The following is a 25703-nucleotide window of genomic DNA, read 5'->3' as shown; positions in this document are numbered from 1 at the left end:
CGTGAATATTTTAGTTGCTAATATAATTATTATGGTAAACTAGATAGCGAGGTGATGTTATGCAAATGATTATTGATGAATATCTTCATTTTATTATGATAGAAAAAGGTTTGAGCAAAAATACAATCGCTGCATATCGCCGCGACTTAAAACATTATCAAACATTTTTAGAACAAGAAAAGATAGGTAATATCGATAATATTGATCGGTTTACCATTACATTATTTTTAGGATATTTAAAAGATCAAGGGAAATCGGCAAAAACATTAGCCCGTATGTCAGCAACGATTCGTGGCTTTCATCAGTTTGCATTGCGTGAAAAATACGCTGCGAAAGACCCAACAGTCATATTAGAAGCACCGAAATACGAACGCAGTTTACCTGATATTTTGTCTATTGAAGAAGTTGATGCATTTTTATCAACACCGGATACATCAAAATTAACGGGTAAACGAGATCAGGCAATGCTTGAATTATTATATGCGACGGGTATGCGTGTTTCTGAGTTAATCAATTTGAACGTAGACGATGTGAATACTGTGATGGGATTTGTGCGTGTATTTGGGAAAGGTAATAAAGAACGCATTATCCCGATTGGTGACAATATGATTCAATTACTGGAATCATACATCAAGTCAACACGCTATAAAATGCTCAAAAAAGAAATGACGGATAGCTTGTTTTTAAATTTCCATGGCAAGCGATTGACACGCCAGGGCTTCTGGAAAATTATGCGCCAGATTAAAGTCGATGCTGGGATTAATAAAAAATTAACGCCACATACGCTACGTCATTCTTTTGCTACACACTTACTTGAAAATGGCGCAGATTTACGCGCTGTGCAGGAGATGTTAGGACATGCCGATATTTCAACAACACAATTATATACCCATATCAGTAAGAAACAAATTCGAGAGGTATATAAAAATACACATCCTAGAGCGTAAGGAGATATTATGAGTAAACAACGACAAATTCAAAAGAATAAAGAAAAACTAAATCAAAAGAGAAAGAGTCAATACAATGAAAAGGCCACTCAACAATTAAACACTGATGTTAATCAAAATAACGTTCAGAATCCCCAGACTGTAGATCATAAAACAAACAAAAACAACTGGATTTTATTTGGATTTATCGGCGCGTTATGTTTGATCTGGGGTATTTTGTACTGGATATTTATTGTTTAATGCCTGTTGTCTTAGTCGAATGACTTCTGAACGGTCACGTAATTGATGTTTATGAATAATTTCATCTGTGATGTCACTTTGAGCATATTGTATTAAGTGCTTATCGTGGACAGGTATTATTATTGATTCATAGTGTAAATCATGTTGTAATGTTTGAATTGTTTCAAGTAACAGATCAACGTTTAAATATTGATTTAGAAATGATCGATTCATAATAAATAAATGATAAGCTTTATGAAGCAATGTTAGTGCGCCTCGCAAATTATTGCGTCTAAGATGATAGAGAGCTGTTGCCAGCATAATAAGTGCCACTTCAGGGTCGCGTTTAGTGTATTTAAGTTTCGCTTTCCACGCGTCCTCCATTATTTCATGACATTCAAAGTAATCACGATGTGTATGAAAATGATAGATGTACGACTTGAATGCTTGATTAAAAGTTAATTGCATGAATAAATCACTCCAAAAGTTAGGTGAATATATGTACGAAGTAAAATTAGCGTCATTTGAAGGGCCATTAGATTTGTTACTTCATTTGATTCAAAAATATGAAATAGATATTTATGATATTTCTATGAAAATATTAACTGAACAATACATTAATTATATCAAAAATGTTGATGATTTAGATATTAATCAGCATGGTGAGTATCTTGTAATGGCAAGTGAGTTATTACGTATTAAAAGCAAGACATTGTTACCAGAAGCACCCATGAGTGAAGAAGATGTTATTGAAGACCCAAGAGAAGATTTAATGCGTCAATTACTGGAATACCAAAATTATCGATTATATGCTGATATATTAAAAACAAAAAAGGAACAACATGAAAAATATTTTATAAAGCGTAGCAATGACTTATCAGATTTTGAAAATGCAAAGCAAACCCCACTACATTTAGATTTATCTGAATTAATTGCAGCATATCAAAAAGCAAAACAAAGACGAAAAACGATAGCGAGCGAACAAGTTAGCGTCTCACGTGATACATATTCTATGGAAGATGCAATTTCGCACGTTACGACTGCATTAAAAGATAAAGTGACGATTACATTTGATGATTTCGTAACATTTTCTGAATCCAAAACACAAATCGTTACATTGTTTTTAGCAATATTAGAATTGATGAAAAACCATATTATTATCGTTCACCAGGCGAATGAATTTGGTGAAATTCAGATTGAAAGAGGAAGTCAATATGTCGAATGAAATTATTAATATTGTATTGGGTTTATTATATGCTGTTGGCGACGAAGGGGTAGAAATCGAACAGCTGGCAGAAATTGTTGAATGTACACCAATACAATTAATGGATGTGGTCAATGCATATCATCATGAAATCTTTGAAATTCAAAAGCTTGGTTCTAAATTATATTTAATGACGAATGAAATATTAAATCCTTATTTAGAAGCTTTAGTCACTGCGAGTTCAGAAAAAAAATTAACGCAAGCTTCTTTAGAAACATTAGCAATCATTGCGTATAATCAACCTGTAACACGTCATGATATAGAAGTGATGCGTGGCGTTAATAGTGATGGGCCGGTAAAGACATTAATTGAACGAGGACTTGTGCGCAGTAAAGAAATCAGTGGTGAGCGTGCGAAACAGCTGGAGACAACAGAATTCTTCTTAATGACATTCGGGCTGACATCTTTAGATGACTTACCACGTGATGAAATGATGACGACTGATGCCGATGAGATGGAATTATTCTTTAAAAATTTAAACGAAAAGGATGAATCAAATGAGTGAACAAAGTGAACAATTAGAAAGATTACAAAAAGTAATCGCAAAAAGTGGTATTACATCGAGACGTAAGGCAGAAGTGTTGATTGCAGAAGGCAAGGTAACAGTAAATGGTAAGACAGTTACAGAACTTGGAACGAAAGTAAGTCCGAAAGATACTGTTGAAGTGGAAGGTATTCCATTAGAAAATCCAGAAAAAATTTATATATTATTTCATAAACCAACAGGTGTTATTACAAGTGTATCAGATGATAAAGGCCGTACAGTTGTTACAGATTACTTCCCACAACTTGATTTAAGAATATTTCCTGTTGGACGTCTCGATTATGAAACAAGTGGATTATTATTATTAACGAACGATGGGGAGTTTGCGAATCAAATGACACATCCAAAATATAAAATGAAAAAGAAATACGTTGCTAAACTTAAAGGATTCTTATTACGTGAACAAGTGAAAGAACTCGAACGTGGCATTATGCTTGAAGATGGTAAAACAGCACCTGCGATTGTAAAAGTAAAGTCTCAGGATAAAATTAAAGATACGACACTTGTTGAAATTACTATTCATGAAGGGCGAAATCGTCAAGTCCGTCGCATGTTTGCACATTTCGGACATGAAGTAGTTAAATTATCTCGTATTGAATATGGGCCATTAACGTTAAAAGGTTTGAATGCTGGTGATGCAAGAGAACTGACACCACATGAAGTAAAAACATTAAGAAATATGAGCCTAAACAAATCATAAAATTCACATAGTTGCCACAGATTATCCACATGTAAATGATATAATGTAATGTGACATTTTGATAAGAGAAGGGGTTTAGTATGGCGAAACAACAAAAGAAATGGATACAGTATATTGTGACATTTCTCATATTATTAGCAATCGCATTTATCGTGTATGTTTCTATAAATAAAGATGGTAATAAGGTTGTGAAAGTTGGAGACAAGGCACCTGTATTTGAACTGAAAACGCTCGATGGAGGCAAAGTTAATCTTAAAGATTACCGTGGTAAAGGATTGATCTTAAATTTCTGGGGCACATGGTGTAAACCTTGCCTGGAAGAAATGCCGGATTTAAATAGAGCGCATAATTTATATAAAGATCAAAACGTGGAAGTTTTAACAATTCATGTTAAAAACAGTCCACAACAAATCAAACAATTCTTTAGTGCACTTGATGAAAAAGTCACATTGCCGGTTGGCTTAGATGATGGCGATGTATTGTCAGCATACAATGCAAACGATTTACCGAATACATTTGTCATTGATAAGAATGGAAAAATTGTAGCACATCATAAAGGACAAATGTCAAAAGAGGATATTCAGAAATATATGGAAATGGTGAAACCATAAAGGAGGTTTACTATGGATGAACAGATGATAAAGTGTCAATGTGGACACATTAACCCTCCTGGTACACAGTTATGTCAAAATTGTGGCCGCTTAATTAACGATGATTACGATAAGAAAAAGACGACTGATGTCATGCGTTATGACGGACAAGCCGTACGTAGTAAAACAAAAAACAGAACATTATTAGATAAAATATGGATATTTTTTAGCTCGGTAAAAACAGGTGTTACTTTACTCGTTCTAACAGTGATTGCTTCTGCATTAGGAACGATGTTTCCGCAAGAATATTTTATTCCGGTTGGACAGGATCCTGCGACGTTTTATCAAGAGAAGTATGGTACGTTAGGTTATTTATATCACCAGCTCGGTCTGGATAATTTATATACTTCTTGGTGGTATCTTATATTATTAGCACTAGTAGCATTCTCGATTATTGCTGCAAGTATCGATAGAGGAGTGCCATTACATAAGTCTTTGACGCGTCAAACGGTGAGAAAGCATCCGACATACTTTAAGCGTCAGCGTTTAACATTGGATGTTAACCATGAAGTTGATCAAGAAAAATTAATTCAGGATTTACAACGAAAGAAGTATAAAATAAAAACAGATGGTAGTGCGATCCTTGCGGAAAAAGGGCGCTTAAGTCGATATGGTCCTTATATTAATCATACTGGTCTGATCATCTTACTTGCTGGTGCAATGCTGCGCTTTATACCAGCATTATACGTTGATGAGTTTGTTGGTGTTGCTGAAGGTGAAACGAAAAGTATTCCAGGTACTGAACAAACGTATTACATTAAAAATAATAAATTTATATTTGAGCAGTATGACAAAGAATCTATTTCAAATGTCAATGGTAAAGCTGCTGATGCAAGTATGAATAAAATTGCAAAAAATTATGAGTCACAAGTCACGATTTATAAAAATACTTCAGACAAATCGGTTGTCGGTGCAGAGCCAACATTAAGCAAAGTAAAAGACGGCAGTGTTAAAGTGAATCACCCTGTTACATTTGATCAATTTGCGTTATATCAAAATAGTTTTGACCAGTCTCAACTTAAAACGATGATTTTCAAAGTTATCGATAAAAAGACGGGACAGTCAATCGGTAAAACATTTGAAGTGAAATTAGATAATCCGGATAAATCTTATCAAATTTCTCAGTCGATGACCGTTCATTTAAAAAACTATGCTCCTGATTTTAATGGTGTTGCAGAAAACGGTACATTGTTAACACAATCACCTGTCCCAAATAATCCAGCATTCGTATTTGGTGTTGAAAATAAGGGTAAGCAGGCTGAATATAGTTTATTAAAAATACGTTCGTCACAAGATATCACTAAAAATAATCAATATGCGATTAAATTTGTAAGTGCAACGAATAAAACGACGACATATTTAACGGTTAAAAAAGATTTAACATTGCCAGTGTTATTTGTTGGTTTTTCAATCTTCTTAATTGGGCTGGCAATTGGTTCATATATTAATCATCGAAGAATATGGATCGAAACACAAGATGGATTTAGACTCGCAGCACATACAAATAAAAACTATTTCGGATTAAAAAATGAAATCAATGATATATTAATGGCAAATCATCTGCCTAAAGTAAAAGATAAATATGCGGATACGGAGGAAGAAAATGAATAGTGAAGCTTTATTAAATATCAGTAGTACTTCATTGTATGCTGCATTTATTTTATATTTAATTGCGATTTTACCTTTTTCGGCAAGTATAAAAGCGAAATCGAAGAAAAGTGAAAAAATTGGTGTGACATTAACAATTATCGGTTTTATCATGCAAATTATTTACTTTATTACGCGCTGGATGGCAGCAGGACATGCACCAGTAAGTAATATGTATGAGTTTTTAACGATGTTTGGTATCATGATGGTCGGTGGTTTTCTTGTGTTATATTTCCTTTACAATACGCCGATCTTAGCATTATTTTCGTTACCCATTGCAATGCTCGTGATTGCATATGCAAGTATGTTTTCAAGAGATGTATCGCCTTTAATTCCAGCATTACAAAGTAACTGGTTAGCCATTCATGTTATTACAGTGACGATTAGTTATGGCATTCTATCAGTTAGTTCAGTGGCGGGATTAATTTATTTACTACGTTATGTAGACGCAAACGAGAAATCAAAAGATGCATTCTGGTTAGAAGTTGTAATGTACTTTATTACGTTAGTTATAGCGTTTATTATTACGACAATCATAATGAAAGGAATTGTACATTATCAGGAAGATTATTATTATATAGATAAGAATGGTAAAGAAACAATTGCAGAATATCATCTGCCTGGTTTAGTGACATTTGATGAAAGTAAAGCTGTTGTAAAAGTAAAAGGAACGAAACAAGATTATCAGGAAGTAAAACGATTCAGTACAGGTATTCAATTGCCACCTGTCATTAATGCACAAAAATTAAATACAGTATTATGGTCTATTATCATTGGTACTATTTTTTACGGTTTACTTCGACTCATATTAAGACGAACAATATTCTCTATTGTCAAACCGTTAACAAATAAAGTTTCATTACAACTGATGGATGAAATTTGTTATCGTTCAGTCATTATTGGATTCCCGTTATTTGCTTTAGGTGGGTTACTTTTCGCAAGTATTTGGGCGCAAATTGCCTGGAGTAGATTCTGGGGCTGGGATCCTAAAGAGGTATGGGCGTTAATTACTTTCTTATTCTATGCAATCTTCTTACATTTACGATTAGGTAGAGGCTGGGAAGGTAAGAAAAGTGCATGGCTGGCCGTTGTTGGTATGGCCATTATACTATTTAATGTTATAGCAGTTAATTTAATCATTGCAGGATTACATTCATACGCATAAAAGGAGCAGTTAATATGAAAAATACGATATTAATCGTTGATGATGAAGATAGAATTAGAAAACTTGCAAAGATGTATTTAGAACGTGAAGGTTTTGAAACGGTAGAAGCTAGTAATGGTGAAGCGGCATTAGAACTCGCACTTAACCAGAATTTTCAGTGTATATTATTAGATATAATGTTACCTGGAATGGATGGCATTGAAGTATGTAAAAAAATTCGAGAAGTTAAATCCACACCGATTATTATGCTGACTGCAAAAGGCGAAGAGCATAATCGAGTTGAAGGGTTTGAAATTGGCGCGGATGATTATATTGTTAAGCCATTTTCTCCACGTGAAGTTGTGTTACGTGTTAAAGCAATATTACGACGTGCGCAACCTACGATGTATTTAACGCAAGATGCGCATACGAAAGATTTGATTGTTTATGATACGTTAGTCATTGATAACGATGCCCATCGCGTGATGGCTGAGAATCAGGAAGTTAATTTAACACCGAAAGAATATGAATTACTATTATTTTTAGCGAAGAGTCCGGATAAAGTGTTCGACCGTGAACAATTATTAAAAGATGTGTGGCATTATGAGTTCTATGGGGATTTACGTACTGTAGATACGCATGTGAAACGTTTGCGTGAGAAACTCAATAAAGTATCACCAAAAGCTGCTGATATGATTCATACCGTATGGGGTGTGGGTTATAAGTTTGAGGTAAAAGAATAGTGCGTTATTTTAATAGCGTCGTGATTAAACTGTGGTTAACTATATTATTTATAGTAACTGCAGTTTTAATTATATTATCCGTCTCTTTAATGAGTTTCTTTAATTCTTATTTAAAAAGTGAGTCTGGACATGCTTTAAAGCAGCAAGCGGAAAAGGCTGAACTCGTATTGACAAGTCATCATGATAAAAATGATGCGATGACATATATTAAAGAATTAATTGAAAATCCGGCGGGTATTATTATCGTGCAGGATAAATCCGAATTGAATCAAACATTTGAGGATCCGTTGCAACAATTAATGGTGGATGAAATTAAGTCAAACAAAGCTTTTGATACCGTATTTAAAGACGATAAATATGTCTTAAAAGATATTAAAGTTTCGTATCAGGGTATGCAGCATGAATATGTATTAATCGGTTATCCATCCCAGGCATTTAATGAAAAGGATAGTGGTATATTTATTTATCAGGATACGAATTCAATGGATGAAGCACAAAATTATATTACGTTCATTGTATTTATTGTTGTAATGGTATTATTGTTACTTTCAACCGTATTTGCATTTTTCTTATCGAACAGAATTACGAAACCATTATTATTATTAAAAAGTGCGGCTTTTAAATTAGCGCGTGGTGAGAAAAATGACAAAATAGAAGTATATTCGAGAGATGAAATCGGAGAACTGGCATTAGCATTTAATAAGATGGAACAGGAAATTACAACGAATATCTCTAAAATTTCGCAGGAACGCAATTTACGCGATCGCTTAATCAACGCGATGGAAGATGGCGTGTTGAGCTTTAATATGGATTTAGAACAACAGTTACAAAATCCGATGGCAGAAAAATTTCTCGATGAAATAACGCAGGAAGATACAGATGTTTTAAGCCAATTAGTGAATAAAGTGATGGTACAGGATGAAACGATTTATCACGAAATCACAACGCACGATAAACATTATGTATTATTTATCTCACCGGTAAAGAATACTACAAAAGGTAAGAATAACGGTGCTGTAGCCATTATACGAGATATGAGTGAAGAGAAAAAAATCGATAATATGAAACAACAGTTTATTGCGAATGTATCACATGAATTACGTACACCTATTCAGATGTTACAAGGCTATACTGAAGCAATACTTGACGGTATAGTCGAAGAAAAAGCAGATGTAGATGAATTTTTAAATATTATTCTGGATGAATCGAAACGATTAAACAGACTCGTTAATGAATTAATTAACGTAGCGCGCATCGATGCAGGTGAAAATACTTTAAATAAAGAAGATATTGATATTACGACATTAATTGAAAAAAACGTCCAAAACTTTAAGCAAAGTGCGTTAGAGCATGAAACGTTATTAATCGTAAATACTGAACATACACGTACAGCATTAATAGATTATGATAAGATGTTCCAGGTATTAACGAATCTATTGGATAACGCGATGCGTTATACGAAAAAAGGTGACAAAATAACGATTCATACGTACAATGATACACAAAATTTATATATCGATGTAAGCGATACAGGCGTAGGGATAGCAAAAGAACATATCGAACATATATTTGATCGCTTTTATAAAGTGGATCAAGCGAGAACCCGCGGGAAACATGGTACAGGTTTAGGATTATTTATTGTAAAAGCAATTATCGAAAGTCACGGAGGTAAGATTACTGTAACAAGTAACCAAGGAGAAGGAACAACATTTAATATATGTATTCCACTAGTTGACATAAACAAATAGTTTGATAAAATGATGTATGGCTTATGCCAAATAAAAAATACAATTCATCTTCGGGGTCGGTGCAATTCCGAGCCGGCGGTAAAAGCCCGCGACCTGTGTCTCACAGCTGATCTGGTGTAATTCCAGAGCCGACAGTACAGTCTGGATGGGAGAAGATGGAGGCCAGAGTTTGTCAAGTTAATTTGACCTCCTGATTCAAAGATGAGGTTAGGAGCAAATATGTCACAAATGAATAAGACGAGAAGATTAATTCTCATCAGTTTATTAAGTGCAGTGGCTTTTATATTAATGTTTTTAAAAGTACCAGTGCCATTTTTACCACCGTATTTAACAATTGATTTTAGTGATTTACCAGCAATTATCGCACTCTTTACATTAGGCCCAGTGGGCGCAGTAGCTGTAGAGTGTATTAAAAATGTATTGAACTTTGCAACGAATATGACGGATCCGATAGGTCCGGTTGCAAATTTTCTGGCAGGTACATCATTTATACTTACTGTTTATATGATTACTAAAGGAAAATTTACAAAAGTAGCAATTGGTTTTATTATTGCTACAATTGTGATGACGGTAGTGATGAGCTTAATGAACTACTTTGTATTATTACCAATGTACGGTATGATTATGAATTTAAGTGATGTCGTTAAAAACGTTCAAATTATTGTCACAGCAGGTATTATTCCGTTCAATATTATAAAAGGTTTATTATTGATAGTATTGTGCTATGTGATTGTTAAACCACTCGTACGTGTATTGAATCAACAAATATTATCGAAATAAATAAACAATTCAACTTGACAATAAAAACGGCGTAGGGCTTCAAAGCCCTACGCCGTTTTTGTAATATATGAGATTATTCAAATTTAAGTGCATCGCCATCAAATGATTCATCAGCAACTTTGATAGAATCTGTTGGACAACCTTCAAACGCATCCATCATATCTTCTTCTAATTCTTCTGGTATTTCTTGTGTTCCTTTATTATCATCTAAAATAACATAAGCAATACCTTCATCATCATAATCATATATATCAGGTGCGGCTGCACCACAAGCACCACAAGCGATACATGTATCCATATCAACGATTGTATATTTACCAGCCAATTGTTTTCGCCTCCTCTAACTTTCATGCTACACTATAAATAACATACATAACTATTTTAGAGATAGTTTGACCGTTTTTCAACAAAAATATTTCAGGTGATCAATATGAAGACAATCAATCGCTATATTCAATCAAATTATTTACAAGATAAATCAGTTAAAAGTTTATGGAATTTGTTAAAAGGGGCAAGAACACAGCAAACATATTTTGATGCAGCGATGCAAAATATGTTACCTGTTTATGAATTATATCCAAAAGTATCGATTCAAGCTGTTGAAAAGTTAGTAAAACAAAAGAATGATGAGCAGTCACATTTGCACCTGTACCCTTATTTTTATTATGCAAGTGAAATTGGATTTTTAGGATTTGTACTTCTATTACAAACTATATCCGAATATTTACATCACTCAACAACTTATCTTCCGAGCACGAATCGCTTATTTATTCAACATCACGTTAAACAACTTTTCATACAAATTAAGACGCAGGATTTATTTATTGATGTGGCACAAGAAGTGGAGAGAATAACACAACGTGTTGAAAAGGAAACAGGGCACTGTATTTTTATTCATTTATTATATGGGCATGACATTGCGCCTTCAAGTACTGAACATATTGCGAAACAATATAACATGACAAAAGATGAAGTTGAGAGTCAGTTGTTTATAGAAAAAAATTTAATATTACACCTATTCAAATCAGAACAACTACCGATACTTCATCAGCTCTATGTTCGCGCACCGCTCCACTTAAATACGCAAGACACATATCAACGTATAATTCAAGGCAATACAGTTGAACAAATTACACAACAAAAAGGTGTTAGGATTCATACAGTGCAGGACCATATTATTGAAATGATAATTAAAGATTATCCGATAGATACATCGATATATTTATCAGATGTCGAATATGAAACAATGTTAAAGGTATTGCAACAACATCGATTTGGTAAACTAAAGGCGTATTATGAATTATCACCAATTAAAGATTACTTTAAATTAAAATTGGCAATTGTAAAATATCATTTGGAGTGTCGATAATGAATCAATTAGTAAATATATTGAATAATGTCTTTAAAATTGATGCTTTACGAGATAATCAGAAAGAAATCATTAATGCAGTAATGAATGGGGACGATGTATTAGTATTACTGCCAACTGGAGCAGGTAAATCGTTAACGTTTCAATTGCCAATTGTCACGATGGAAAAGAAAGCAATCGTTATTTCTCCACTCATTGCATTGATGGAAGATCAAGTCATACAGTTAAAAAGTAAAAAGATTAAAGCGTGTTGTATACATAGTTATTTAGAAACGGAAGATAGACAAATTATTTTAAGACAGTTAAATCAATATGATCTTATTTATTGTTCACCTGAATGGTTGTCAATCAATGGAATGGCATTATTAAAGCACTTTCCATGTGAAATCGTCGTTATTGACGAAGCGCATTGTATATCGGAATGGGGTTACGAATTTCGGCCTTCTTATCTGCAAGTCGATAAAATAATTAAAGTCTTTAATGCTCAAGTTATTGCATTGACAGCGACGGCTAATGAACGTGTTATTCATGATATTCAACAAGTCGTTAACAAACCATTGAAAGTAATGGATTTTTTAAGACAAAAAGAAAATCAATTTTTATCGGTGATTCATTGTGAGCATGATGCACATAAACTGGAAACAATACACGAAATTTTGAAAATGGCAGGTCCGACGATTATTTATTTTTCTTCAAAAAAACAAGTGGAGACTGTCTATCAATGGTTGCAGGAGCAAGGTTTTTTAGTGGAGCGTTATCATGCCGATATGCAGTATGAAGAAAGGATGTCTGTACAGCAACGGTTCATGCGAGATGAAATACAAGTGATTTGTGCGACCAATGCTTTTGGTATGGGTGTTAATAAATCAAATATTCGAACGGTTATACATTACCATATGCCGAAGTCGCTCTTTCAATTCATTCAGGAGATTGGAAGAGCAGGTCGTGATGGTCAACTGTCGCAAGCGATATTATTTTATTGTGCAAATGACGAAATGATTGCATATAGACTGAATGAAATGAATGAACTGGATTTGTCTGAAATTCAAATGTATTTTAATGGAGTCGAATTAGCAGAGGATAAACATAATTTAATGGATGTATTAAGTGAGAAATATGAACAGCAAACAATCATTGATAAAGTAAAACAACATCAATTATCGAAACGTCTGGCAATTCATCAAATGCTTGAATATATTAATGAACAATCATGTTATAACGCGAAATTAAATGCATTAAATATGATCAGTGAAACGACTTCAGAAATAGAATGTACTGAAAAGCAATTATGCAGTCACTGTAAAAAAACACCGTATCTTACTTTTGAGTCGTTATCGTATCAACACCATATTAAAGACGGAAAAACACTATTAAATCAACTGTTTAATGAATTATATGACTTTACTTAAGCAACATATTTTGTCTATAATGAAAATGTGTCGATAAAATAATGAATAAGTAGGTGGATATTGTGTCTAGAGATAATTTCAAAGATGAATTCGAAAAAAGTAAACAAAAAATTGAACGTGAGCATCATGAAGAAACAGTATCAAGTGATGAGAGTGCAACTGAAAGTAATGATACTGTAGAAGAAACAAAAACTACGCAAAATGAAACAAATGAAATATTTCCACCACGTGGGGTTTCTAGAAGAAATCGATCGATGGAACGCAAAAAACGTGAAAATAATCAACAGGAATCAACGGATGAAAAAGTAACAGAAAAAGTTCCAGTTGCGCCTGTAGTTAATAAAAATGAAGCTACAAAAGAAACAAAAAATGAAACAAAAAAAGAAACAAAACAACAAAAAGCTGATCATACTAAAGAAGCAACTTTAGTAGACCGAGATCAATATACTGGTGATACGAAACAAAATCATAAGAATAAGAAAAAAGCTGCAGCCGGTGCTGCCGGAGTGGCAGGTGCAGCAGCTGTAACTAAATCTTCAGCAAAGTCAACTGAACAAGTTACTACAGAAGCGACGAATGAAGAAAAAGGAAATAAAAGCGGTGGCATGAAAAAGTACTTACCAATTATCGCTGCTATTTTATTACTGATTCCAATTATTTTCTTATTAAGTAACTTTATTAACAATCAGGATAATAATAATGCAAAAGATGAAAAAGTAGTTGTGAATAGTGATAAATCAACCAATGATAAAAAGTCTGATGAAAAATCAAAAGACGATAAATCAACGGAAGAGAAATCAACAGCAGATAAAGCTAAAGTTGAAAAATCAAAAGACGATAATACTAAAGATAAATCAACAGCTTCTGATAAAGAAAAGTCAACGGAAGCAACAGATAAGGCTACAACTGAAGCGGATAATACAGCTGATCAGGCTACAGCGGATAATGCAGCAGCTAATAATCAGGCAAATGCAGCCAATAATGCAACAGCTACAAATAACGCAAACAACACAACAAATGCAGCAAGCAATGCGAATACGAATACAGCTAATAATGGTGGTACATCTCACGTTGTGGGAGCACAAGAGAACTTATACCGTATTGCGATAAGATACTATGGTGCTGGTACACCTGAAAACGTTGATAAGATTAGAAGAGCAAATGGTATTACAGGAAACAACTTATCTGCAGGTCAAACTTTAGTAATTCCTAAATAATTGATATAATCATATGATAAACAAAGGGGATAGATATATGTATTTAAAGACGATTATGATACCAAAAGAAAAGTGTTATGTAGCAAATCCTAATGATACTGTTAAAAGTGTTCTCGATAAATTAGAACATCATGGTATTGATGGGATGCCAGTTGTAGAAGAAGGTAAGTATTTAGGGACTGCGACGAAATATAGCATATTTAGACATTTCTTCTTTATGAAGACACCTAAATTACGCGATGAATTTATTGAACAAACAAAAATAAATGATATTTTAACGTTAGATGAATATAGTGTGAATGATGATACATTTTTTGAAGAATCATTTTTAACACTTCAAGATTTTCCAATTTTAAGCATCATTAACGAACGAAAAGAATTTTTAGGGGTCGTGACGCGATATGATGTAATGGAACAATTTAAATCAGCATTCGGTATGAGTAAACCAGGTGTACGTATTGCGATTACATCAATTGATGCTGAAGGTCGTATTAAGCGATTAGCATCTGCATTATCTAAATTTAAGTTAAATGCGATTTCATTTGTCACATTTGATGAAACTGATAAAATGCATCGTCGTATGATCGTAAAAGTAGAATCACATAAAAATATTAAAAAGTTTACGAAATACTTGAAACAAAATGGTTTCAAAGTACTTGATATACAAGAAGATAAATAATTAAAGGGGACTCTCAAAAGGAGTCTCTTTTTTTCGGAAGGTGAAATATATGGAAAAGATTGAAAGTATTATTATTGGTGCAGGACCATGTGGCTTATCTGCAAGTATTGAACAAAAGAAATTAGGTATAGAAAATATTATTATAGAAAAAGGAAATGTCGTTGAAGCGATTTATAACTATCCGACGCATCAGACATTCTTTTCAACAAGCGAGAAATTAGGGATTGGTGACGTACCATTTATTGTTGAAGAACATAAACCGAAACGCAATCAGGCTCTCGTTTATTATCGTGAAGTTGTAAAGCATCATGATCTTACCATTCATTCAAATGAAGAAGTCACGAAAGTGGAAAAAATAGATGGCGAATTTATCGTGCATACGACAAAACAAAATTATTTGTGTCAATATTTAACGGTAGCGACTGGATATTACGGGCAACCGAATGCATTAGAAGTGCCTGGGAGTGATTTGCCTAAAGTGCATCATTACTTTAAAGAAGCCCACCCTTACTTTGATCAAGATGTGTTAATTATCGGTGGTAAGAATTCAGCGATAGATGCAGCAATTGAACTTGAGAAAGCAGGTGCTCGTGTTACAGCGGTATATCGCGGTAGTACTTATTCGAAAAGTGTGAAACCATGGATATTACCGTTATATACATCATTAGTGAATCACGAAAAAATTAAATTGCACTTTGAAAGTGAAGTCATTCATATTGATGAAACAACCGTTACGATTAAAACGCCAAAAGGTGAAGAAACGATTCAAAATGATACTGTATTTGCGATGATTGGGTATCATCCGGACTATGCATTTTTAGAATCAATGGGAATTGAACTGGTGACGAATGAATATGGTACAGCGCCATTTTATCACCATGAAACGATGGAGACGAATGTTGATAACCTGTATATTGCAGGTGTAATAGCGGCAGGTAATGATGCGAATACGATATTTATTGAGAATGGTAAATTTCATGGTGGCATGATAGCTGAAGATATACGTCAAAAGCGTATGAATGAGAAGTAAAGATAATAAATACACCTCTCATTATAAACTTCAATGGACCTAGTTTAAAATTAAAAATTAAAGACCGACTATACATGTGATAACACATCGTATTGTCGGTCTTTTCTGTTCTTTTTAGTTATTTACTGAAATACGCATTGATGTCCTCAATCGATAAATTATTACTCAATGCGATGATGAGTTTAAGTCTTGCCTTCTGACCGTTTAATCCGTTAGAGAAGATGAGCCCCATTTCTTTAAGTTCATAGCCACCACCTTCATAATGATACGTATTGCTTGCAATCCCGTTAAAGCAACGAGAGACTAATACAACAGGTATTTTCGCATCGATGAGTTGTTGTATGCCGGGTAAGCTTGACGGCGGTAGATTACCTTGTCCAAGTGCTTCAATCACTAATCCATCATAGTTGTGATTGACAAAGAATGTAAGTAACGCTTCATCTAAATCACTATGCGCTTTTATTAAGCCAACTTTCTTTGATTCATCTACTTTAACTAATGGATGATTTAATATAGGTAAGTGATGAAAGTATACATTATTCTTAGTTACAATACCAAGAGGCCCGTAGTTCGGACTTTGGAAAGTGCTTGTATTGGATGTGTGTGTCTTTGTTACGTTTGTAGCACTATGAATTTCATCATTAAAGACGACAAGTACACCTTTATTTTGACTGGATTCGTGACAAGCTACTTTAATGGCTGAAATATAATTATATAGACCGTCAGAACCTATTTCATTTGAAGAGCGCATTGCGCCTGTTAATATTACTGGAATACTGACATTGAGTGTTAAATCTAGAAAGTATGCTGTTTCTTCTAGTGTATCTGTCCCGTGTGTAATGACAATACCGTCATAATTTTCATTATAAATTTCAGTTATGATTTGCTTGCGTAATTCATTCATATGGTGAATCGTAATGTGGGGTGAAGGCACTTGGAATGGATGAATCTCCGTAATATTAGCCAATGTATCCAGCTGGATATTTGATATTGGATTCACTTCATTTGTCGTGACATACCCTTCTGCATTTTCAGACATACTAATTGTTCCACCTGTGTGCATGACTAGAATGTTTTTCATCGTTAACCTCCAAATATACAACGTTTCATTACTATGATAAAATAATTAAGATTAAACGACAAGGTAGGTATTTCTATGAATAAAATAAACATCGCGATAGACGGCCCGGCCGCTGCCGGCAAGAGCACTATAGCAAAGCTAGTCGCAGCTGAATTACATATGGTATACGTGGACACAGGTGCCATGTATCGTGCCATTACATTAGCGCATTTAGAGCAACCTGATACGTCATTTGAAACACTTGTGAATGCAATTGATCTAAAAATCATAAATGATAATGGTCAGAAAATATTCTTAAATGGCGTCGATGTATCAGAACGCATTAGAGAAAACGACATTACATTAAATGTGAGCTATGTCGCGAGCCAGAAAGCAGTGCGTGAAAAATTAGTTGGGATTCAACAGGAAATGACTGCAGCAAAAGGTGTTGTCATGGATGGACGCGATATCGGAACACATGTTATTCCGGACGCTGAACTGAAGATTTATATGATTGCTTCAGTTACCGAACGTGCTGAAAGAAGATTGCTGGACAATCAACAACGTGGAATTGAAGCAAACTTTGACGATTTAGTTAAAGATATAGAACGACGAGACCACATCGATATGACGCGAGAAATTTCTCCGTTAATGAAAGCGCATGATGCAATCGAAATTGATACGACAGGCATGACCATTGAAGCTGTAAAAGATAAGATTATTCAACTGGCACGTAAAATTAATGTATAAATAAAGCGAATTTCTTGACTTTATAGTCATTTTATAAGAAGTTTATTATAAGCATTAAGATGTTAACTTTGAGGAGGAGTCCCTAATGACAGAAGAATTTAACGAAAACATGATTTTAGAAATTAATGAAGGTGATAAAGTAAAAGGCACTGTTCAATCAATTGAAGAGAAACATGTTGTATTACAATTAGATGGTGCTAAATATGATGGTATTATTCCAATCAGCCAGTTATCTAGTTTACGTGTTGAGAACGCGGAAGATGTAGTGAAAGTTGGCGATGAGATTGAAGCATACGTGACTAAGATTGAAGATAACGAAGAAAATGGTCACTATATATTATCTAAACGTAAATTAGATGAATCTGAGTCATTTGAATCTTTACAACAAAAATTTGAGAATGGTGAAACATTAGAGGCAGAAGTTAAAGAAGCAGTTAAAGGTGGATTAGTCGTAGATGTTGGTCTACGCGGCTTTATTCCAGCTTCACTAATTTCTACAAATTACATTGAAGATTTCTCTGGTTATGTTGGCAAAGTATTAACATTGAAGATTGAAGAGTTAGATCAAGAAAAAAATCGTGTGATTTTAAATCACAAAGTCATCGAAGCAGAAGAAAATAAAGTATTAAAAGCGCAACGATTAGCTTCATTAGAAGTTGGTGCGATCGTTGAAGGTGAAGTTTTAAGAATGACAAACTTCGGTGCTTTCGTTGATATCGGTGATGTTGATGGCTTAGTGCATATTTCTCAAATTACGCATGACCATATCGATAAAGTTGAAGATGCTTTATCAGTTGGTGATAAAGTGAAAGTTAAAATTTTAAGTGTTGATCCAGAAGCAGAACGCGTTTCATTATCAATTAAAGCCGCGCTTCCTGGTCCATTTGAAACGATTGATGAGAAATTTAAAGTTGGCGACATCGTTGAAGGTGAAGTTGTACGTCTAGCAAACTTCGGTGCGTTTGTTGAAATTGATAAAGGTTTACAAGGGTTAGTGCATATTTCTCAAATTAGCCATGACCACATTGGTAATCCAAGTGAAGTGCTTGAACCAGGCCAAAAAGTTAAAGTGAAAATTCTTGATATTAACAAAGATGAAAAACGTATTGGCTTATCAATTAAAGCAACTGAAGAGCAAACAGAGGATTTTGATACATCTTACTTAAGTCAACAATCAACAACAGATGAAGATGCTCCGACATTAGGTGATGTGTTCGGTGATAAATTCAAAGGTTTAAATTTATAATTTGTAAATGAAAAATGTCGGTATGTACACGTTGTGTGCTTATCGGCATTTTTTTAAAATTTGATTAAAGAACGTTATGTGTTAAAATAGAAAAGATATTATTTGAGAGGAAGAACAAAATTGACAAAACCAACAATAGCGATTGTAGGACGTGCCAACGTCGGCAAATCTACAATATTTAATAGAATTATCGGAGAACGTGTTTCAATCGTCGAAGATACTCCGGGCATTACGAGAGATAGAATTTATTCAAGCGGAGAATGGTTAACACATGAATTCAATATTATAGATACTGGTGGTATTGAGCTTGGTGATGAGCCATTTCAGGAACAAATTCGTGCACAGGCGGAGATTGCCATTGACGAAGCAGATGTAATCATTTTCATGGTGAATGGGCGAGATGGGATTACTATTGAGGATGAATTTGTTGCTAAATTATTATTTAAATCAAGTAAACCGGTCGTATTAGCAGTCAATAAAATTGATAATCCAGAAATGCGTTCTGACATTTATGAATTTTATTCATTAGGGTTTGGAGAACCATATCCTATTTCAGGTTCACACGGTTTAGGTATTGGGGATTTATTAGATGCAGCAAGTAAACATTTCCCAGAGCCACCTGAAGAAGAATATGATGATAATGTAATCAAGTTCTCTTTAATTGGCCGACCAAATGTAGGGAAATCAAGTTTAATCAATGCAATTTTAGGTGAAGAACGTGTAATCGTTTCGCCGATTGCAGGAACAACGCGTGATGCGATTGATACAGTTTATACGTTTGAAGATCAGGAATATGTCATGATTGATACTGCAGGTATGCGTAAAAAAGGTAAAGTGTATGAAACGACTGAACGTTATTCTGTATTGCGTGCGTTAAAAGCGATTGAACGATCAAATGTTGTATTAGTCGTATTAGATGCAGAAACAGGTATTATCGAGCAAGATAAGAAAATCGCTGGCTATGCGCATGAAGCAGGGAAAGCTGTTGTTATTGTCGTAAATAAATGGGATACCGTAGAAAAAGATTCTAAGACAATGAAAAAATTTGAAGATAAAGTCCGTGAAAACTTCCAGTTCTTAGACTACGCACGTATTGCTTTCGTTTCAGCACTTGAAGGTAAACGTTTAAAAACATTGTTCCCGTTCATTAATGAAGCGGGTGAAAATCATCGTAAACGTGTGCAAAGCAGTACTTTAAACGAAGTAATTACAGATGCAGTTGCAATGAATCCAACGCCAACTCATAATGGTAGCCGTTTAAATATATTTTATTCTACTCAAGTTGCAATCGAGCCACCAACGTTCGTTGTGTTTGTAAATGATGTAGAAATGATGCATTTCTCTTATAAACGTTTCTTAGAAAACAGAATAAGAGCAGCATTTGGCTTTGAAGGTACACCAGTGCACATCATTGCACGTAAAAGAAATTAAGAGGTGAAAGTAATGACGAATGTTTCAGTAATCGGTACTGGAAGTTGGGGTACCGCTTTAGCGAACGTACTGGCAGATAATGGACATGATTGTTTAATTTGGGGTAAAACGAAAGCAACAGTTGACGAAATATCGGAAATGAAAACGAACTCTAAATATTTACCGGACGTTCAACTCAATCAACATTTAATAGCAACACTAGATTTAAATGAAGCAGTCAATCATGCACAAATTCTCATTATTGCTGTGCCGACGAAAGCAATTCGCAGTGTCACGCAGCAAATTAATGCAGTTTGTTTGGAACCTAAAATGATGATTCATGTATCTAAAGGGATTGAACCGAAAACATTTAAACGCATTTCAGAAATGATTGAAGAAGAAATGGATACAGACAAATTATCTGGTGTAGGTGTATTAAGCGGACCGAGTCACGCAGAAGAAGTTGCCATCAAACAACCAACGACTGTTGCGGTTGCTTCTCATGATGCGAATGTTGCTCGTATGGCGCAAGATTTATTTATGAATGATTATTTTCGCGTGTATACCAATGATGATTTAATTGGCGTGGAAATTGGTGGAGCATTAAAAAATATTATCGCACTTGCAGCAGGTATCACGGATGGATTAGGTTATGGGGATAATGCGAAAGCCGCGTTAATGACGCGTGGATTAGCTGAAATTACACGCTTAGGCACTAAGATGGGTGCTGATCCAATGACATTTCTAGGACTAGCCGGTATCGGTGATTTAATTGTAACTTGTACTTCTGTGCATTCGAGAAACTGGAAATGTGGTAATATGCTTGGACAAGGTGCAACGCTAGATGAAGCGCTAGCAAAGATGGGGATGGTCGTTGAAGGTGTTCGAACGACTGAAGCAGCCTACGAAATGTCTAAAGCCTTTAATGTTGAAATGCCAATTACGACTGCATTATATCAATTGTTATTTGAAGATCTGGACGTAAAAACAGGCGTAATGGCATTAATGCGTCGTGAAAAAAAGAATGAATAGAGGGATGTTATGTTCAATATTTCAAAAATGGACTTAATGTGGGTGTCTTTTTATTCATTAGGCCTCATGTTATTAGCAATGATGTTAATTTATGTAGCGCGATTTAAAGTGAAAAATAAAATATTAAATATTATTGTTACGGGATTAGCATATATTGCATTAATATTAAGTGCACTATTAATGTTTGTCGTATTAGGTGGTTCTAGTCATGGATAAAAAAATTTATATTTTAATTGCACTGATTAGTATATTCTTATCAGGATGTATGTATCCAAAAGAAGAATTGGCGCAAAATCAAGTGGCGCCAGAAGATCAGTTAAAGATGGTACAAACGGCTGTAGATAGTTATCGAAAAGATAATGGTGGATTATTGCCTATTAAAGAACGTGATATGTCATACGATTTGTATGTCAAACATCCGATTGATTTCGAAAAGTTAAAACCAAAATATTTATCGCAGTTACCGGGCAGTTCATTTGAAATGGGTGGATATTATCAATACGTCTTAATGGATGTTGAGAAAAATCCGACTGTTAAATTAATTGATTTACGTACTTCTGAAGCGCTTAAAAATTTACGTATACGATTAGAAACAAAATCTGATACGTTAGCGCTAGGGAAAAAAGTGGGGCCCAATTTATACAAAATTGATTATAAACAATATGGATTAAAAGAATATCCAACTGTAAAAAGCCCATATAGTGATGAAAGTTTACCGATTTATATCAATGGTGGTAACGAATTTAAAATTGATTATACGTTAGACTTAGGTAAGGCGATTAGCGATAAAAAACTAAAACTTAAACAAGGTTCAGACATCCGTGAAATCCTCTACAAAGATTCACCAGTATTACCAGCATATTCTGTACCTTATACAATAAATGAGAAAAATGAGCCGGTTTTTAAAACTGTACAGCAATAATTAGAAAAAATTATTCAAAATTTTATGTTAATCGTTGCAGTGACAACGTTTATTATGTTAAAGTCAATTAAGAATGATACTTTAGTATCATTTACATAACCTATGGGAGGTGAATTGACATGAATAAAACAGACTTAATCAATGCGGTTTCAGAAAGTGCTAACTTAACTAAAAAAGAAGCAGGTTTAGCTGTTGATGCTGTTTTTGAATCAATTCAAAAATCATTATCAAAAGGTGAAAAAGTACAATTAATCGGTTTTGGTAACTTTGAAGTTCGTGAACGTGCAGCTCGTAAGGGGCGTAACCCACAAACTGGTAAAGAAATCGATATCCCAGCTAGCAAAGTTCCAGCATTCAAAGCTGGTAAAGCATTAAAAGACGCAGTTAAATAATTGTGTGCATAAAAAGCCCTTTATGGGCTTTTTATTTTTGCCTGAATAAAGTGAATCTTGTTTTATTTTTTGAATATTACGTTATAATAGTGAAAGAATAACGAATTGAGGTACGGGTCATGACGTTTTATGAACGATTTTTAAATGATATTAATAAATTACAGCGACGTTATCCTTATTTTGAAATGATTGAAGTGGATACATCAATATTACGACAAACGAATGCATTGCAAGTGGATGAACAAACGAAATGTGCGATTCTTGCCATTGACACAAGTATGCGAATGCAGGATATGGTTAACGATTCAAATAAAGATCGTCTTGTCCTTTCTACAGATTTACTCAGTGCATTATTTTACCGTTATTTAGCAACACCGTATCATGAACAACATTTTCAGTTGTTGACAGCGTGTGTAGCAGAGCAAAATGAATTAAAACAAGTTTATGCCGAAACAAAAGATCAACATTTATTAAATAAAATAAACAATATATTTGTTACGCCATTTCAAGCGTAATAATACATAGATGAAAGTGGTGCAGAAAAATGACTAAGCCAATGACAAGTGAAGAAAAAACTGAAATGGTACATAATGTGTTCCAGAATGTTTCAACTAAATATGATAAATTAAATGATATTATTAGTTTTAATCAGCATAAAGCATGGCGTAAATACACGATGAAACAAATGCAGGTAAAAATAGGTGCAAAAGCATTAGATGTGTGTTGTGGTACGGGAGACTGGACAATTCAAATGGCAGAAGCTGTTGGTAAGAATGGTCACGTGACAGGATTAGACTTCAGTGAAAATATGCTTGCAGTAGCAAAGACGAAAGTAAAAGGGTATGACAACATCAATTTGATTCATGGCAATGCGATGGACATGCCTTTTGATAATAATCAGTTCGATTATGTGACAATTGGATTCGGTCTACGTAATTTACCTGACTTTGAAAAAGGATTAGCTGAAATTTACCGTGTATTAAAACCAGGTGGTATGATTGTCGTATTAGAAACAAGTCATCCGACAATGCCTGTGTTCAAACAAGGATATACAGTTTATTTTAAATATATTATGCCGTTATTCGGTAAAGTGTTTGCAAAATCAATGAAAGAATATAGCTGGCTTCAGCAATCTGCATTTGATTTCCCTGATAAATACACTTTAGCGAAGTTAATGGCGGGTGTAGGATTTACGCATATTAAATTTAAAGGCTTTACAGGTGGCGTAAGTGCGATGCATAAAGCGATAAAGCCACTGAAATAATATAGAAATGGATGGTTGCAATGAATTATAAGTCATATTTAAAACCTCATATTACGCGTGTTGAACAACAATTGAATCAAGTGATTCAAAGTGATTCAAATATTATTCAACAAGCAAGTATGCATACATTGCAATCGGGAGGGAAACGTGTCCGTCCGATGTTTGTATTATTATCTGGCTTAATGGGTGATTCAACACATTACGAGTGCTTAATTAATACAGCAGTCAGCCTAGAATTAATACATATGGCAAGTCTTGTACATGACGATTATATTGACAATAGTGATAAACGACGTGGTGTCGAAAGTGTACATGCAGCTTTTGATAAAGCTATCGCGCTGAGGACAGGGCATTTCTTACTGGCAAAAGCATTATCAAATATTGGTATAATTGACAGTAGTAAGTTTCACCAAGTATTTAGCCAGACAATATTAGAAGTGTGTTACGGTGAATTTGATCAGATGGCGGATCGATTCCAATATCCAATTTCGTTTACGCAATATTTACGACGCATAAATCGTAAGACTGCGATATTGATTGAGGCAAGTTGTGTGTTAGGTGCATTAAGTACTGAAGTTGATGAGAAGACACTTTTTCATATTCGTAAATTCGGGCATTATATCGGCATGAGTTATCAAGTAATTGATGATATGCTGGATTATATAAGTGATGAACAAACACTTGGTAAACCGGTTGCCAGTGATATACGAAATGGCCACATAACGTATCCTTTAATGGCAGCTATTCATAATGACAACAATCCTGAAAGAAACGAGCTAGAAGCTATCATAAAGCATTTAAACAAGCGTCAAGACACAGCTAAATTTGATTTTATTATAGAAAATGTTCGTACATATGGCATAGCAGCAACGAAACATTTAAGTAAACAATATGCTGAAAAAGCAAAATACCATTTAAATCAATTACCTGATTGTGAGCAGAAATCTTATTTATTAGAAATACATGAAAAAATGCTATATCGTGTATATTAGGAATTGAAAGTAATCGCTTACAATGTTAAAATATTTTAGGCTACACAAAAAAACAAAGAGGTAGGGATAAACGATGGAAAAAACTTTTTTAATGATTAAACCTGATGGCGTTGGACGAGGACTGGTAGGAGAAATCGTAAAACGTATCGAAAATAAAGGGATTAAAATTGTTGGTGCTAAATTAATGACGGTTTCAGAAGATTTAGCGAAAACACATTACGGAGAACACAGTGAAAAACCATTCTTCGGAGAATTAGTTGACTTCATTACATCTGGTCCTGTATTTGCAATGGTATTAGAAGGGGAAAACGTTGTAGAAATCGGTAGAACATTAGTTGGTAAAACAAATCCGGCTGAAAGTGCACCTGGAACAATCCGTGGTGACTTCGGTATGACAGTTGGTAAAAATATTATTCACGGTTCTGATTCAGTTGCTTCTGCTGAAAAAGAAATCGCGTTATGGTTTAAAGAAGAAGAAATTATCGCTTATGATTTAGTAACATCAGCTTGGGTGTACTAATTAAATAACTTTTGGCAGCTACTCA

General features: G+C 34.2%; 29 protein-coding genes and 1 riboswitch. Of the genes, 26 read left to right on the top strand and 3 right to left on the bottom strand.

The window, feature by feature from the left end:
• The first annotated feature begins 59 nt into the window (after nt 1-59).
• Complete coding sequence (gene xerD, locus OCL94_RS03375; RefSeq protein ID WP_262994570.1) at nt 60-947, top strand: site-specific tyrosine recombinase XerD; 888 nt, start codon at nt 60-62, stop codon at nt 945-947.
• Between the two features lie 195 nt (nt 948-1142).
• Here the strand turns inward: xerD and OCL94_RS03370 are convergent, their stop codons facing one another.
• Nucleotides 1143-1634: a DUF309 domain-containing protein gene (locus OCL94_RS03370; RefSeq protein ID WP_262994568.1), complete on the bottom strand. Its 492-nt coding sequence runs from the start codon at nt 1632-1634 to the stop codon at nt 1143-1145.
• Between the two features lie 31 nt (nt 1635-1665).
• Here OCL94_RS03370 and OCL94_RS03365 point away from each other — a divergent pair, with 31 nt between their 5' ends.
• The 9 genes from OCL94_RS03365 (at nt 1666) to OCL94_RS03325 (ending at nt 10386) form a co-directional block, all read left to right on the top strand.
• Nucleotides 1666-2391, top strand: a complete 726-nt coding sequence (locus OCL94_RS03365; protein ID WP_262994770.1) for a segregation and condensation protein A — start codon at nt 1666-1668, stop codon at nt 2389-2391.
• Nucleotides 2381-2935, top strand: coding sequence for an SMC-Scp complex subunit ScpB (scpB, locus tag OCL94_RS03360; protein ID WP_262994566.1), 555 nt, complete (start codon nt 2381-2383; stop codon nt 2933-2935). Before OCL94_RS03365 ends, scpB begins: the two co-directional genes overlap by 11 nt.
• On the top strand, nt 2928-3674 hold the full coding sequence (locus OCL94_RS03355) for a pseudouridine synthase (protein WP_262994564.1): 747 nt from the start codon (nt 2928-2930) through the stop codon (nt 3672-3674). The genes scpB and OCL94_RS03355 overlap by 8 nt, the downstream gene beginning before the upstream one ends.
• Before the next feature lie 80 nt (nt 3675-3754).
• Nucleotides 3755-4285 carry a thiol-disulfide oxidoreductase ResA gene (gene resA / locus OCL94_RS03350; RefSeq protein ID WP_262994562.1) on the top strand — a complete coding sequence of 177 codons (531 nt, stop codon included), beginning with the start codon at nt 3755-3757 and terminating at the stop codon, nt 4283-4285.
• Nucleotides 4286-4297: 12 nt separating this feature from the next.
• A complete protein-coding gene (resB, locus tag OCL94_RS03345) occupies nt 4298-5935 on the top strand; it encodes a cytochrome c biogenesis protein ResB (protein ID WP_262994560.1) in 1638 nt (545 codons plus the stop codon).
• A complete protein-coding gene (ccsB, locus tag OCL94_RS03340) occupies nt 5928-7136 on the top strand; it encodes a c-type cytochrome biogenesis protein CcsB (protein WP_262994558.1) in 1209 nt (402 codons plus the stop codon). The genes resB and ccsB overlap by 8 nt, the downstream gene beginning before the upstream one ends.
• Nucleotides 7137-7150: 14 nt before the next feature.
• Nucleotides 7151-7858 carry a response regulator transcription factor gene (locus OCL94_RS03335; RefSeq protein WP_262994555.1) on the top strand — a complete coding sequence of 236 codons (708 nt, stop codon included), beginning with the start codon at nt 7151-7153 and terminating at the stop codon, nt 7856-7858.
• A complete protein-coding gene (locus OCL94_RS03330; RefSeq protein ID WP_262994553.1) occupies nt 7858-9606 on the top strand; it encodes an ATP-binding protein in 1749 nt (582 codons plus the stop codon). Before OCL94_RS03335 ends, OCL94_RS03330 begins: the two co-directional genes overlap by 1 nt.
• 42 nt (nt 9607-9648) lie before the next feature.
• A riboswitch (FMN riboswitch) is annotated at nt 9649-9767 on the top strand.
• 67 nt (nt 9768-9834) lie between these two features.
• Nucleotides 9835-10386 carry an ECF transporter S component gene (locus tag OCL94_RS03325; RefSeq protein WP_262994768.1) on the top strand — a complete coding sequence of 184 codons (552 nt, stop codon included), beginning with the start codon at nt 9835-9837 and terminating at the stop codon, nt 10384-10386.
• A 73-nt stretch (nt 10387-10459) separates the two neighbouring features.
• Here OCL94_RS03325 and OCL94_RS03320 read toward each other — a convergent pair whose 3' ends face one another.
• Nucleotides 10460-10684, bottom strand: a complete 225-nt coding sequence (locus OCL94_RS03320) for a ferredoxin (RefSeq protein WP_262994766.1) — start codon at nt 10682-10684, stop codon at nt 10460-10462.
• 132 nt (nt 10685-10816) lie between these two features.
• Between OCL94_RS03320 and OCL94_RS03315 the strand changes: the two genes are divergently transcribed.
• From OCL94_RS03315 to OCL94_RS03295, 5 genes are all read left to right on the top strand, one after another.
• On the top strand, nt 10817-11755 hold the full coding sequence (locus OCL94_RS03315) for a helix-turn-helix domain-containing protein (protein WP_262994551.1): 939 nt from the start codon (nt 10817-10819) through the stop codon (nt 11753-11755).
• Nucleotides 11755-13164, top strand: a complete 1410-nt coding sequence (locus OCL94_RS03310) for a RecQ family ATP-dependent DNA helicase (RefSeq protein WP_262994549.1) — start codon at nt 11755-11757, stop codon at nt 13162-13164. The genes OCL94_RS03315 and OCL94_RS03310 overlap by 1 nt, the downstream gene beginning before the upstream one ends.
• Before the next feature lie 62 nt (nt 13165-13226).
• A complete protein-coding gene (locus tag OCL94_RS03305; protein WP_262994548.1) occupies nt 13227-14381 on the top strand; it encodes a LysM peptidoglycan-binding domain-containing protein in 1155 nt (384 codons plus the stop codon).
• Nucleotides 14382-14418: 37 nt separating this feature from the next.
• Nucleotides 14419-15060, top strand: coding sequence for a CBS domain-containing protein (locus OCL94_RS03300; RefSeq protein ID WP_262994546.1), 642 nt, complete (start codon nt 14419-14421; stop codon nt 15058-15060).
• Nucleotides 15061-15109: 49 nt separating this feature from the next.
• The gene (locus OCL94_RS03295) at nt 15110-16090 is read left to right on the top strand and encodes a YpdA family putative bacillithiol disulfide reductase (RefSeq protein ID WP_262994544.1); all 981 of its coding nucleotides are present in this window, start codon (nt 15110-15112) and stop codon (nt 16088-16090) included.
• A gap of 118 nt (nt 16091-16208) precedes the next feature.
• Here OCL94_RS03295 and OCL94_RS03290 read toward each other — a convergent pair whose 3' ends face one another.
• Nucleotides 16209-17171: an asparaginase gene (locus OCL94_RS03290; RefSeq protein ID WP_262994542.1), complete on the bottom strand. Its 963-nt coding sequence runs from the start codon at nt 17169-17171 to the stop codon at nt 16209-16211.
• 75 nt (nt 17172-17246) lie between these two features.
• On the opposite strand from OCL94_RS03290, the gene cmk reads away from it, so the two are divergent.
• The 11 genes from cmk to ndk all read left to right on the top strand — a co-directional run bounded on the left by cmk (nt 17247) and on the right by ndk (nt 25678).
• The gene (gene cmk / locus OCL94_RS03285; RefSeq protein WP_262994540.1) at nt 17247-17900 is read left to right on the top strand and encodes a (d)CMP kinase; all 654 of its coding nucleotides are present in this window, start codon (nt 17247-17249) and stop codon (nt 17898-17900) included.
• Between the two features lie 85 nt (nt 17901-17985).
• Nucleotides 17986-19146, top strand: coding sequence for a 30S ribosomal protein S1 (gene rpsA, locus OCL94_RS03280; protein ID WP_262994538.1), 1161 nt, complete (start codon nt 17986-17988; stop codon nt 19144-19146).
• A 120-nt stretch (nt 19147-19266) separates the two neighbouring features.
• Entirely contained in the window at nt 19267-20577 is a 1311-nt protein-coding gene (gene der / locus OCL94_RS03275) for a ribosome biogenesis GTPase Der (protein WP_262994536.1), read from the top strand.
• A 12-nt stretch (nt 20578-20589) separates the two neighbouring features.
• Nucleotides 20590-21588, top strand: a complete 999-nt coding sequence (locus OCL94_RS03270) for an NAD(P)H-dependent glycerol-3-phosphate dehydrogenase (protein WP_262994534.1) — start codon at nt 20590-20592, stop codon at nt 21586-21588.
• Between the two features lie 9 nt (nt 21589-21597).
• Nucleotides 21598-21804, top strand: a complete 207-nt coding sequence (locus OCL94_RS03265) for a DUF2768 domain-containing protein (protein WP_262994532.1) — start codon at nt 21598-21600, stop codon at nt 21802-21804.
• Nucleotides 21797-22510 (top strand): hypothetical protein, encoded by a 714-nt coding sequence (locus tag OCL94_RS03260; protein WP_262994530.1) that lies wholly within the window; start codon nt 21797-21799, stop codon nt 22508-22510. Before OCL94_RS03265 ends, OCL94_RS03260 begins: the two co-directional genes overlap by 8 nt.
• A 119-nt stretch (nt 22511-22629) precedes the next feature.
• Nucleotides 22630-22902: an HU family DNA-binding protein gene (locus OCL94_RS03255; protein WP_233681285.1), complete on the top strand. Its 273-nt coding sequence runs from the start codon at nt 22630-22632 to the stop codon at nt 22900-22902.
• 119 nt (nt 22903-23021) lie between these two features.
• Nucleotides 23022-23417: a hypothetical protein gene (locus OCL94_RS03250; RefSeq protein ID WP_262994527.1), complete on the top strand. Its 396-nt coding sequence runs from the start codon at nt 23022-23024 to the stop codon at nt 23415-23417.
• A gap of 41 nt (nt 23418-23458) precedes the next feature.
• On the top strand, nt 23459-24166 hold the full coding sequence (locus OCL94_RS03245; RefSeq protein ID WP_262994764.1) for a demethylmenaquinone methyltransferase: 708 nt from the start codon (nt 23459-23461) through the stop codon (nt 24164-24166).
• A 20-nt stretch (nt 24167-24186) separates the two neighbouring features.
• On the top strand, nt 24187-25158 hold the full coding sequence (gene hexs-b, locus OCL94_RS03240) for a hexaprenyl-diphosphate synthase large subunit (protein ID WP_262994525.1): 972 nt from the start codon (nt 24187-24189) through the stop codon (nt 25156-25158).
• 73 nt (nt 25159-25231) lie between these two features.
• The gene (gene ndk, locus OCL94_RS03235; protein WP_262994523.1) at nt 25232-25678 is read left to right on the top strand and encodes a nucleoside-diphosphate kinase; all 447 of its coding nucleotides are present in this window, start codon (nt 25232-25234) and stop codon (nt 25676-25678) included.
• The last annotated feature ends 25 nt before the right edge of the window (nt 25679-25703 follow it).

The organism is Macrococcus capreoli (assembly GCF_025628935.1).
Taxonomy (GTDB): domain Bacteria; phylum Bacillota; class Bacilli; order Staphylococcales; family Staphylococcaceae; genus Macrococcoides; species Macrococcoides capreoli.
Note: the sequence above shows the minus strand (reverse complement) of the source record. Positions and strands in the feature narration are given on the sequence as shown.